The organism is uncultured Campylobacter sp. (genome assembly GCF_905373215.1).
Taxonomy (GTDB): Bacteria; Campylobacterota; Campylobacteria; order Campylobacterales; family Campylobacteraceae; genus Campylobacter_B.
In genome coordinates this window covers 210,919-222,601 of record NZ_CAJPRT010000001.1, presented here as the reverse complement: position 1 = coordinate 222,601, position 11,683 = coordinate 210,919, and the positions used below count along the sequence as shown (strand labels likewise).

The following is an 11,683-nucleotide window of genomic DNA, read 5'->3' as shown; positions in this document are numbered from 1 at the left end:
CAACCAAATCGCAAGTTAAATTTTGATCCCGCGGCTTCGTTCAAATTTTTCTCGTCTCGCCACGCGCTACTTGCGACAAAGCTTAGCCTCTCGCCTCTGCGCCCGCCTCATCCGCGCCCTTATAAAGCGCGGAGTTTATCCAAGGCCGCGTGCGAGGAGTTTATCCAAGTTCGCATAAGCGCAAATTTTATCCGCGCTCAATACGTATAATTAAGCGTCAGCATAAAATTCCGTGGCTCGCCGTAGTAATTATTCATCCCCGCGACGCGATTTTGCGTATTTTGAAAATACTTCTTATCCGTGATGTTTTTGACCGCAAAATTTACGCTAAAGTGCTTGTCAAAATGATAGCCGACATTTGCGTCCCACAGCGTGTAAGCCTTCTGCGGCGCGGCGTAGTACACAACGTTTTCGCGATATATCGAAGCGGTTTTGCTCTGATAACGTACGCCCGTACCCAGGGCGATCTTACGATTTTCGCCGAGCGGAATTTCATAGTTCGTATAGAGCTTAAACAGATGCTTCGGAATGTAGCGTTTGGCGTTTGCGCCCTTGCTATAATCGACCGCTGCGGAAGCTCTTTCCGTCTTTAAATAGACGCTGCGGTTGAAAGTATATCCTGCGAATAATTTCCAATTCTCAGTAAGCGAGCCCTGCAGCTCGGCATCCACGCCGCGGCTTCGCACCTTGCCCTCGGCGATGGAGTAGTTCGTATTAAGAGGATCGCTCATCGCCCTATTTTTCTGAATGATCTGAAATAGCGCGACATTCGTATTAAGCGCGCCATCAAAAAATTCTCCCTTCACGCCGGTTTCTAAATTATAACCGACGACGGGATCTAAAATTTTACCGTCTTTATCGCGCGCGGCTTGCGGCTTAAAGATTTCAGCATAGCTTGCGTACCACGAAAAATTATCCGCAAAGTCCCAGACTACCCCCGCATACGGCGTGAAATCCGATTTGCTCGGGCTTGCGCTATGCGAAGCCGTACCGCGCAAAATATTATAATAATACCTGCTGTAAGTTACCTTCGAAAAGCGCCCGCCGAGCAAAAAGTGAAAATCGTCGGTTAAGTTTAATCTAGTCCCGAGCGAGATCGCGCGCTGCTTTATAGTAGTGGAGCTTCGGTCTTTAAACGTAGCGGCACTGCTCCAATCGGGCTGGGCAATCCTTGAGCGGTCCCAGTTATAAATATTCATCCCCAGCGACGCCAGAGACGAATCTCTCGTCCTAGTCTCGCGCCAATTAAGCTTTTCGTTGCTAAGCGAGCCGTTTAAGAAAAAGTCGTGCTTCTGTCCGAATGCTTCGAATTTGCCGTCTAGCCCCGTTTGAAACCCGATCTCTTTGGAGTCGTTATCGTAAATTCTATATCGCACCGTATGCGACGTAGTGCCGTTGTAAGGATCTGTCCCGCCGAGCGCTCCGAATTTTAACATGCTGTCGCTATCGGTATAATTGAGCCTCGCATAGGCTTTCAGATCATCGCTAAATTCGTGCGAGAGCTCGCTGTAGACGTTAAATTTTTTATATTCGCTCTCATCCCAGTCCGAGCCGAAGTAGCTTCTGCGCGGTAAATTTAATAAATTTTTTTGATTATCCAAGACGGGCACGCCGTAAATATCATATACGCCGACGGTTTTTTGCCACAAAAATCCCGCGCTAAGAAGGGTCTTATCGGCCACGTCAAATTCCGTCGAAACGCCGACGCCTTCGCGATAGCCGTTGCGCGGATAGTCCTTAAACGAGCCCGTTTTACTTAAAATTCCGATCAACCGCGCGCGTGCCGTACCGCTTTGATTTACCGCGTCCGTTACGTCGATCATACCACGATAATTATCCCAGCTACCGCCGCTTAGACTTGCGTTAAAGCCGAACTGATCGCTCGGGCGCTTTCGGATTAAATTTATCGTGCCGCCGGGCTCGCCGTTGCTTTGCGTAAGGCCCGCTACGCCGCGCAGAACCTCGACGCGATCGTAGAATTCTAAATCGGTAAACTCCTTCGATGAGCCAAGAGGCCCGAACACGGAGCTAGAAACCGAGCTTGCGATGCCGTCTTCTTGGATATTATCGACATAAAAGCCGCGGGAGACGATGCGATTGCCGCCTGCGTCATTATTTAGCGAAATGCCTGTGGCGTATTTTGAAAGAGCCTCTTCGGCGTTGTGTAAGTTCAGATCTTTTAAAAGCTGATTGGAGATGACGCTTATGGACTGCGGCGTCTCTCTTATGCTTAAATTTAGCCCCGTCGCGGTGCTCATATTGCCCGTCGTATAAGAGCCCGTGCCCTCGGTAGTGGACAGATCGGCTTTGCCAATAACGTCTATGGTGCCAAGGTTATCGCTATCTGAGCTCTGCTGAGTAGAATTTACCGTGCTACCGCTTTGCGGCGCGGAATTTTGTGCAATGCCTTTAGTAGCGGAACTTACGACGGCGTTGCCCTGCGGCGCGGAATTTGCAGTGGTAGGGCTTTCAGGCTTTTGCGCAGAGCTTTGCGTCACCGCACTATTAGAGGCTAAATTTGAAGCAGGCAGCATGGAACTCTGCGATGCGGCGGCTGCACGCGAGCTTTGCGACGACGAAATTTTAGAGGCAGAGCTTGCGGCGGACGAGTTTTGAGAAGCGCCGCTATTTTGCGCCGCAGTAAGCCAAAACGGCGAGCAAAGTAGCGCAAAAGAAAGTAAAATTTTACCCTTTTTCATAAAAATCCTTTTTAGATTTTATAATCCATATCAATTTACTGGCGGGATTATCTTACAATCCCTCTTAAATAATAATAAAATTTTTAATAAACTAAATCATAAAATTTTATATGCAATTACTAATTTAACGGAATTTAATAAGATCTATTGACGAATTTTTAAGCAAAATTTCTATGAATTTTAAAAAGTATATGAATTTGAAAAACGAAGGATTGAAAAATTTAAAATTCTAAAATTCCGCCGCTTTAAAATAACGTAAGCGACGGAATTTAGCGTTTATCGGCGTTTGGTCTTGCGATTACGATAGCACTAGCACCGGTACAAGCGCATTGTGCAAGATGTCCTCGGAGACGCTGCCTAAAAAGAGCTTTTTGAAAAACCCCTTCGTAAAGGCACCGGTAGCGATCAGATCGAGGTTATTGGCGCGGCGATATTTGATGATCTCATCGGCGGGAACTTCGGCTTGGATGTATTTGAAAGTGGCGTTTTGAGTGCCTAAAATTTCGCGCGCTAGATCTAGCATCCGCTCGCCCTCTGCGGCACCCGCATTGATGTGCAAGACATGCTTATGCGCGCTCGCAAGAAGCTTTGAGCTCTTTATAAACTCAAGCGTGCGTTTCGCCGCGTCAGTGCCGTCAAATGCGATGAGCACGGAGTTAATCGGTGAAAATTCCTTATTTACGAGCAGCGACGGCACGTGAAGCTCCTTTATCAGCACGCTTGCATTAAAGCCCACGTCCTCGTTATTTGAGCCCTTGATACCGAGTACAAAAATTTCAGCTTCGTCCTTGTACTCGGCGATAACGTCGATGAAATCGCCATCTTTAATGATCTTACTCGCCTTTACGCCCGCAGTAGTCGCGGCGCAGATATATTCATCCAGCATCGCTTCGGCTTCTTCGTGGTCTTTCTCCGCATCCACGCCGCCTAGTGTGGGACTTCCATAGCTATTTGCAAGGATATCATTCTCTCCCAGGACGATTCCGCCTGCGGCTAGCCCATAAAAATTCTCGCCAAGCTCTGGGATTTCAACCACGTGAATAAACATGAGCTCGGCACCCAAGGTTTTAGCGACGTAAATTCCGTAATCTCTAACCGCCGGGGCAAGCGCATTTTGATCGACGCAAGTGATGACCTTTTTCATTTTTCGTCCTTTTAAAGATAAAATTTTAATCAAAATAAGCTTATCAAATTTTGTATAAAAGTTATTTAAATTCCGTAGATTTGAATACAGCGCGGGCGATTTTGTGAAATTTCAAAGCCGCGTCGTAATGGATTTATGAGGCGGGTGCGCTTGTGGTAAGCTAGCTCAGGCTCAGCTGACAGCGATCGAGTAGTTGCAGCGTAGTAGGCGACTAAAAAGCGTTGCGGATGCAGTAGGCAAGGTGCGGCGCGGGCGGTTTTAAAATTTATCAAGCCGCTAAAAGCGCGGTTCAAAGCGCCGTTATTGCGATTAGTAGCCCAAAGATGATCCCCGGGAAATTCGCCGCGGCGAGCGGATAGTCCTTTTTGGGCTTTAGCAGGCCGTAGCTAAGCTATATCGTGCAGTTTATCGCGGCTGCGAGCGGCTGGAGAAACGGGACTTTGTTGCCGCTTAAATTTGCCATTATGTTCGGCACGTAGGATACGTACATGATGACCGACAGGCATGTGCCCGCCCAACCTAAAATTTGTAAATTTCTTTCGCTCATTGTTTTTCCTTTTTAGAAATACGTTTCAAATTTACGAATGAAACGAAGCGGGATTTAATACACCAAAGATAAGAAACAAATTAAAAGATGGCTAGAAATAAAATTTGACTTTAAATTTATCGCAGCGACCCCCCCTGCTCGCGTCTGCGTAAATTTTAAAGCGGCGTTTGAAGCGCGCATTTTAAAAAAACATAGAAATTTAAAACGCCGGACAATGGTTGAAATTTAAATTTCAAAGAGATAAAATTTTAAACGACTGAAGCCAAATTTAAGTAAAATTTTGTAGGAAAATTACGGTAAAATTTTAAAAATATGAGAAGTAAATTTTATAATTTTTCGGACGTTAAAGATAGGAGTGTTTGCCCTAAGTGCAGAGGCGAACTGCAAGATTATGCCGAGATAGAAAAGTGGAATCAAGCGGAAAAGAATAAAAAGCTTGAAAGATATTATAAATTTGAAAAAGAGTGGCTAAAGACGATAAAAAAGCGAGGAAGTGAGAAATAAAATGCTAAATTATAAAAATATCGGCTCTATTTGTGAGCTTGACTCTTTGTCTAAAAGCAGCTCGGACATATATTTGCTTATCGGATCGCACTTTATGGATAAGATAGATATCTTTAGCAATATCACAACGGATTTTCTTATAGGCGTCAAGTGGATATTCTTCTACGCAGAGAAAGCGTCGCAATTAGAAGATATCTTTGATAGTTTTATAGAGCGGCACGATTTATTGGATATCGTTACATCATCATACGGAATCGATGAAAAAACAGAGCTTGTAAATCTGTTTTTATCTAAGATTACTCCAACAACTATAGGCGTATCAATATTAGATGAGAAAAATGCAACCGAAAACGAGCTATTGCATGAAATTCTAAAAGGCGTAAATAATAAAAATTTAAAATGAGGTGAAATATGCAGCAAAATGAAGGGTTGTATTATTTAATAGCTGGATTTCTATCAGATTGGTGCGATATAGAGCTGTTTTGCGATGAATTTTATAAGATGTATGATTTGGAATCGCAATATTGCGCAACCAATAAAGCAGAAGAGCAGGCATTAAAAGAATTGGATATGATGGTGGGTAGATTTTCTGAGTTTGATGAAGATTTTAAAAAGGCTCCTAACGTATTTTTTAAAGAAGGCGAGATAAGGCAAAAGGCAGAAGAAATTTTTCGATTATTTTCTAATATCAAAATTTCAAAAGAGGAATTTTTTAGATTTTTGAAAGAGCAGAGAGGGTTAAATTTTTCGATTGGCGTTGATTTGGGCGAAGGCTATGTAATGTGCCCGAATTGCTCTAATGCAATGGAAGTAGATAAGCGCCAAAGCGTGATTACATGCGATAATAAATATTGTATCGCTAAGCTTATCAATCCTTTGGCAAAATTAACGCTTGCGGAGATTAAGAGTGGAAATGAATAAAATTTGATTTAGACAAAATAATTTAATACAAAATTTACGGAGAAAAATAGATGCTTAATTTAAAAGGGCAAGAATTCCGCATAAAGGGCATTTATGATAATATAGAAGAGGCTTCCAGCATAAAGCAGCAAAAAATGTATTGGTTGAATGAGAACAACGTAGAGGGCTATATTTCATCGTATATAGAGCTAATGTGCACACTTTTTGATGATTTTGATTTCGACGATTTTGTAAAAAATACGGCTTATCATTTAGAATTCCCGCCAAAACTTATAGAATTATTGCAAGAATTTAGAGATGCTATAAAAAATTATCAAGCAAAAGACGAAACCGATGATCGCGCCATTATAGAGGATCCAAATTGGCATATCGTAGTAGAAAAGGCGCGAGACGTCATAAAAGAATGGGATAAATATAATTTAGGCTCGAACGATGGAGCATTCAAATTAAATTAGGTAGTAAAAAACAAAAAATAGGATTTTAATATGATAAAAAATGAATTTGAATTTTTAATTGCCTCCGTGCCGGATAGAGAAAAAGTAGTAGCCGAGATTTGGCATATGGACAGAGAGGCTTTAATAGAGATCAACCATGAAACGAATAAGCTTTTGGTCGCTGCTACCGAGACTCGGCATAATATCAATTTTTACGAGCTTATATGGGCGCTATATGCTGGGGGATTATGGCTAAAAGATGGAAATCAAACACCGAATTTTACGGAGCAATTTGAGAAATTTTCAAAAAGAAACGGAAGATGTTCGAAAAATATCTTTAAATTTACAAGATATGAAAATAAAGTGAGTATAGAACATAAAGGCAATCTAATAGCGCATGTCATAAAAGATGGCGACGCCCTATCGGTAGGTTTGTTAAATTTTGGATTTGAATTAAAAGACTGCGTAGAGCTCGAAAATTTCGTATGGGCTTTGCAAAATTCCAAAAAGCTGCTAGATAGCGCGGACGGCTAAGTATCACAATTAAAAACATTATAAAGGATAATAAAATGACCGATTATTTCGTAAGAAAAGAAAGCACAATAAAATTAAATAAGCTTTTGGAGTTAGATTCGACGGGAGATGAGCAAGATTGGGAGCCAGAATTAGCAGACATCGGCAAAATTACGTCTATGCTAAATCTACTAGAAGACAAGACATTAAATTTCTACGACAAGATTGCTCTGTCGCATTTAATTGTCGCTTCGTTTGAGAAAGAGGATGAAGGGCTAGGCACAGTAGACAAAGATAGGATTAAAATATTTGCCGACTTTCTGGACGATAACTTACAAACTCAAAAATATCATAAAAGAATACTGGGTGGTTGCGTATGGGAATTTGAGCAAAAATTTAACCTATTTAATCTTTGGGGATTAATAAAATTTCAGATCTATCCATAAAGTATAAATTTTTGAAATTCTAAACAATAAAACGCGGCAGGTGCTAACAGAATTTTACACACAGCTCTTTCAAAACAATTCCAAGATAACCTAGAAATTATTTTTTACAAGCGGCGGATGAAGCGATGCGTGCCAAGTTATAGCGACCAAGAAAGACGCTGGTGGCAAGGGCTCAAATTATTTAACCCAGTCTAAATTTAACCCGCTCCGGCGCATTAAATTTCGCGATCAATTTGTTCCGGGCGCTTGGAGTAGGACATTGCCTAGCTAGGGCGCCCGGGCATCGCCAAGCCCGAGCGCCGCTTGCTATCAAAGCTTTAAACGCAAAAAGGTTTAAAAGCTCAAAACTGCCCGAAAAGATCGTTCAGTGCCTCGCTGATGCTCGGGTGCGTAAAAATTTGGTTTTTGAAAAAGTCCGCCTTCGCGCCCAGCGCCATGGCGATCGCCAGCTCATTAACGATCTCGTGCGCGTTTACGCAGTGAAGCGCCGCGCCTAAAATTTCGCCGCTAGCCGCGTCCACGACCGCTTTCATCATTCCCTCGTCGTGTGCTACGACCTTGGCGCCCGGCACTGCCGCCATCGCAAGCTTTAGCACCTTGATCTCGCGTCCGCTCGCTCTTGCTTTGCGCTCGCTAAGGCCGATGCGAGCTAGCGGCGTGCGGGTAAACAGCACGCTTGCATGCGGTGCGCGGTTTTTCGTAGTGCGCGCGCCGTCTCCGAAAAGCGCGCTAAAAATGATCCTAAAATCGTCTAAGCTCGTGTAGGTAAACATCTCGCCGCCGCGCACGTCGCCTGCCGCGTAGATGCTCGCAGCCGAGCTTTGCAGATGCTCGTTCGTGATGATATTGCCGTACACGTCCGTCTGCACCCCCGCAGCGGCTAAATTTAGCTCGCTCGTATTTGCGCGACGACCGAGGGCGTATAAAAACGCATCCGCTGTGACCACCCCGCTCTCGCCCGCGAGGTTAAATTTCAGCTCCCCGCCCTTTAAGCTCAAAAACTCGCAGCCCTCGATAATCTCCACGCCTTGGGCCTGCAGAGCGGATTTGACGCTGGCAGCCACGTCCTCATCCTCGTTTTTCATAAATTTCGATCGCATCAGCACGCTGACTTTAGAGCCAAACCCCGCAAACATCGAGGCAAACTCAAGCCCGATAAATCCGCCGCCGATGATTACTAGATGCTTCGGCAGGATCTTTAAATTTAAAATTTCTTCGCTGCTATAAGCGACCCCTGAGCTTACCTCAAAGCTAGGCTCGACCTCCCTCGAGCCCGTATTTACGACGATCGTTTCTGCTGAAATTTCACGCGTCTGTCCGTCAGGACTTAGCACGCGCACGGAATTCGCGCTCATAAATGAGCCTTCGCCGTCGATTACATCGATATTTGGGCTTCCCTTTAGCATAGCTAAATTTTTCGCCCTCAGCGCCTCTACGAGCTCGTCCTTTTTCTGCATGCTCAGCACGAAATACTCTCCGAGCACGCTGAAATTTACGAAGCCTGCTTCCTTGCTCGCGGTAACTAGCCGCTTGGTCGGGATGCAGCCTACGTTGATGCAGGTGCCGCCGTACATTTGCGGCGAGCGCTCGATGAGAGCGACTTTTTTGCCTAGCGCAGCGGATTTTGCGGCAAGGGTTTTGCCTGCTTTGCCAAAGCCTATTACGATGATATCATAATCCATTTTTTATCCTTTTGATCTGAAATTTCGCGGGATTATAAGAGGTTTTATTAAATTTAAAATCTGAGTGGCGCAAATTTAAAGGCGCAGGCAAGAGGCGCGAAATTTAACGATGAAATTTTAACTGCAGCACGGAATTTAATGCGGAAAATAAAATTTTGGCTCTAATTGTTTTAAAAATTCTGCGCCGATAGAATTAAAATTTTAAGTGCGGGATACGTGGCATTTTATAGCGCTTGGTAGCAGATAGAATCCAAGCTACAAAATTCTAAGCCCCAAACCGCTCATAAAATTTAAAGGCGCGAAGCGTGCGGAATTTACGCCGTAAAATTCCGCCATTAGCGCTTTTTTACGCCGAGCAAAAATATATCGATGCGGTCTTTGATTAGCTCGCTCGCTTTGAAATTTAGCTTTTCGTCGAAAAATAGCAGCCTGCTAAAATGCGGCTCTCTAAGCAAAAAGCAAAAATATAGCGCTAGGCTTTTTGCCGTGCGCCCGGGCGCAAACTCGTCCGCATGCGCCGCCAAATACTCATCCAGCGCATTCGGCGAACCTAGCACGCCGCTTTTTAAAAAGATTTTTGGGCTCTCGCTAAGCGCACCGTTAAAGCCGCTGAAAAGTATCAGTCGGTAGAATTTTATCGCTTCCGGAGCGAAAAGAAACTCCAGATAAATCCCTGCAAACTCTCGCAGATACTCACGCAATTTTAGGTCTTTATTGATTCGCATGCGCTCGTTCATTCGCTCGTCGAGCTTTTTACTTTGCAGTTCGATGATGCGCAAAAATAGGCTTTCTTTGTTATCAAAATACTTATAAACCGACGATAGCGAGCCGCCGCTAAGCTCGATGATATCGCTTAAGCTCGTAGCTTCGTAGCCTTTGGCTAAAAACAGCTCCAGCGCCGCGTCTAAAATGAGCTTACAGCGAATTTCGGATTTTTTATATTTAGGCGATTCAGACATTTCGCCTCCTTTGAAATACTAAAATTTTTTGTAAGTGTATAAAAAATATACTTAATTAAGCAACATTATTGGGCTAAAATTTTAAAACCTCAGCAAAAAATAATTTGCGCGGCTTTTGCAAGCGAAGCGAAATTTTATATCTAGCGGGCGCGAGCGAGCGGAATTTATCGCGCGCCGGCTGCGGTAAGGCGGAATCTATCTTTGTAAACGAAGCGTTTAATGCCTATTTTAGGCAAATTTAGCAATAATTACCTAAAACGCTAAAAGGCATCTTTGTATGAAAAAAGTCTCGATCGGCGAAGCAGCCGAAATTTTAGGAATTTCAAAAGAAGCCGTCTATAACCGCATCCGTAGAAATTCCTTGCGCGCCGAGGAAAGCGGCGGCGTACGCTACGTGCTTTTAGATGATGAAATGCAACAAAGCGAGCCCGCTTCGCAAGGCTCTGCAAAAAGCACGCGTACTGGCGGTGGGGCGGGCACTCAAAGCTTCATCGACTATCTCATCAAAGAAATCTCCGAGCTAAAAGGTAAAATCGAAGCACTGCAAAGCGATAAGGACAGGCTTCACAAAGAAAAAGAGGAAATTTTAATCGCCTCGAAAGATGAAATCAAGCTGATGTATAAGGAGCGCGACGAGAAGCTCAGGTATTTTTTATCATTTTTTGACAAACCGCTGCTTTCGAGCAAAAGCCGCGAGGCCAAACCCTATGATGTCGAAATCAAAGAAAAAACCTTCGATCGTAGCGAATGGACGAGCCTTGCAAAATTCGTAAAATCGCTCAAACGCAAAAAACGCCTCAAAGCGCAAAGCCTAATCATCGAAAATATCGGCAAGAGCGAGTTTATCCGCGTCGAGGGAAACGAACTTTTGATAAATCAAAGCCTAGATATAAAATCACTGAAAGGATCTAAATGAAACTACGCAAAATCGCTAGCTATGCGCTGGTAAGCGGCTTCGGGCTCGTTATGGCGGGCTCGTTAGCAGGCTGCGACGATAGGGGGCAGGAGCAAAACGTCCGTCTGCAAGAAGGCGCGCTCGTGCGGCTTGAAGAGGTCGCGCCGGGAAAATATAAAATTTTAGAGGAATTTCCAAGCGAAAAAACCCAGATTATCTTAAGATCGCTCGACGGCACGGAGAGAATTTTAAGCGATGAGGAAACCAAAGCCCTTCTAGCCGAAGAAAACGCCAAAATCGACGCCGGCACTTCAAATTTAACCAACCAAAACGCGCAGCTTAGCAGCGGCGGCATGAGCCTGGGCGAAGCGATCTTGGCAAGCGCTGCAGGCGCCATCATCGGCTCATGGATCGGCGGCAAGCTGTTTAACAACCCTGCCTATCAAAGCCAGCGCCAAACCGCCTATAAAAGCCCTAGCGCATATTCTAGAAGCGTCGATAGCTTCAATCAAGCAAAGCAGCAAAACGATAAGGCGCGAAGCGGCAGAAGCGGTTTTTTCGGCGGAAGTAAGAGCGGCAAGAGCGGCGGTTTTTTCGGCGGCTAAACGCGCTTTGAAATATACGGCGACTTTGCGCGGCGAGTTTAAATTTTAACACGCGGCACTTGAAAGCGAGCAAAATTCCGTCGCAGTAGAATTTTAGCTAAAACGAAAGCGCACTCCGTATGGCACGTTTTCGGTGAAATTCGATACGGCAAATTACGTATCGCTCGGGGGACAATGTCCTAGTCACTATGCGTATAGCAAGTTTGTAATTATTGCCGCGGCGATGTTATGACGAGGTGGAATTCGCGCCCGCTGCCGAGCGCATCGGATTGCATTTTTTACTGAGGTATTGCCACGCGGCGAAATTTTGATATGAAAGGCAGCGTCGTGCGAT

The 11,683-nt window shown here is 44.4% G+C and carries 13 protein-coding genes; 8 read left to right on the top strand and 5 right to left on the bottom strand.

Going from position 1 to position 11,683, the window contains the following annotated elements; all coding sequences use genetic code 11:
• Positions 1-197 precede the first annotated feature (197 nt).
• From QZ176_RS01055 to QZ176_RS01045, 3 genes are all read right to left on the bottom strand, one after another.
• Entirely contained in the window at positions 198-2,699 is a 2,502-nt protein-coding gene (locus QZ176_RS01055; RefSeq protein WP_295150479.1) for a TonB-dependent siderophore receptor, read from the bottom strand.
• Positions 2,700-2,997: 298 nt separating this feature from the next.
• Entirely contained in the window at positions 2,998-3,843 is an 846-nt protein-coding gene (locus QZ176_RS01050) for a universal stress protein (protein WP_295150477.1), read from the bottom strand.
• Between the two features lie 391 nt (positions 3,844-4,234).
• The gene (locus QZ176_RS01045; RefSeq protein ID WP_295150474.1) at positions 4,235-4,390 is read right to left on the bottom strand and encodes a hypothetical protein; all 156 of its coding nucleotides are present in this window, start codon (positions 4,388-4,390) and stop codon (positions 4,235-4,237) included.
• A 312-nt stretch (positions 4,391-4,702) separates the two neighbouring features.
• On the opposite strand from QZ176_RS01045, the gene QZ176_RS01040 reads away from it, so the two are divergent.
• The 6 genes from QZ176_RS01040 (at position 4,703) to QZ176_RS01015 (ending at position 7,208) form a co-directional block, all read left to right on the top strand.
• Complete coding sequence (locus QZ176_RS01040) at positions 4,703-4,894, top strand: hypothetical protein (protein ID WP_295150473.1); 192 nt, start codon at positions 4,703-4,705, stop codon at positions 4,892-4,894.
• Positions 4,895-4,988: 94 nt separating this feature from the next.
• Positions 4,989-5,297, top strand: coding sequence for a hypothetical protein (locus QZ176_RS01035; RefSeq protein WP_295150470.1), 309 nt, complete (start codon positions 4,989-4,991; stop codon positions 5,295-5,297).
• 8 nt (positions 5,298-5,305) lie between these two features.
• Complete coding sequence (locus QZ176_RS01030) at positions 5,306-5,815, top strand: colicin immunity domain-containing protein (RefSeq protein ID WP_295150468.1); 510 nt, start codon at positions 5,306-5,308, stop codon at positions 5,813-5,815.
• 50 nt (positions 5,816-5,865) lie between these two features.
• Complete coding sequence (locus tag QZ176_RS01025) at positions 5,866-6,270, top strand: hypothetical protein (RefSeq protein ID WP_295150466.1); 405 nt, start codon at positions 5,866-5,868, stop codon at positions 6,268-6,270.
• A 30-nt stretch (positions 6,271-6,300) separates the two neighbouring features.
• On the top strand, positions 6,301-6,783 hold the full coding sequence (locus QZ176_RS01020) for a hypothetical protein (RefSeq protein WP_295150463.1): 483 nt from the start codon (positions 6,301-6,303) through the stop codon (positions 6,781-6,783).
• Between the two features lie 35 nt (positions 6,784-6,818).
• Entirely contained in the window at positions 6,819-7,208 is a 390-nt protein-coding gene (locus QZ176_RS01015; protein WP_295150460.1) for a hypothetical protein, read from the top strand.
• Between the two features lie 341 nt (positions 7,209-7,549).
• Here QZ176_RS01015 and QZ176_RS01010 read toward each other — a convergent pair whose 3' ends face one another.
• Both QZ176_RS01010 and QZ176_RS01005 read right to left on the bottom strand, forming a co-directional pair.
• A complete protein-coding gene (locus tag QZ176_RS01010; RefSeq protein WP_295150458.1) occupies positions 7,550-8,890 on the bottom strand; it encodes an FAD-dependent oxidoreductase in 1,341 nt (446 codons plus the stop codon).
• 335 nt (positions 8,891-9,225) lie between these two features.
• Positions 9,226-9,849: a TetR/AcrR family transcriptional regulator gene (locus QZ176_RS01005; RefSeq protein ID WP_295150455.1), complete on the bottom strand. Its 624-nt coding sequence runs from the start codon at positions 9,847-9,849 to the stop codon at positions 9,226-9,228.
• A 277-nt stretch (positions 9,850-10,126) separates the two neighbouring features.
• On the opposite strand from QZ176_RS01005, the gene QZ176_RS01000 reads away from it, so the two are divergent.
• Both QZ176_RS01000 and QZ176_RS00995 read left to right on the top strand, forming a co-directional pair.
• Entirely contained in the window at positions 10,127-10,765 is a 639-nt protein-coding gene (locus QZ176_RS01000; RefSeq protein WP_295150452.1) for a helix-turn-helix domain-containing protein, read from the top strand.
• On the top strand, positions 10,762-11,349 hold the full coding sequence (locus QZ176_RS00995; protein ID WP_295150449.1) for a UPF0323 family lipoprotein: 588 nt from the start codon (positions 10,762-10,764) through the stop codon (positions 11,347-11,349). The genes QZ176_RS01000 and QZ176_RS00995 overlap by 4 nt, the downstream gene beginning before the upstream one ends.
• The last annotated feature ends 334 nt before the right edge of the window (positions 11,350-11,683 follow it).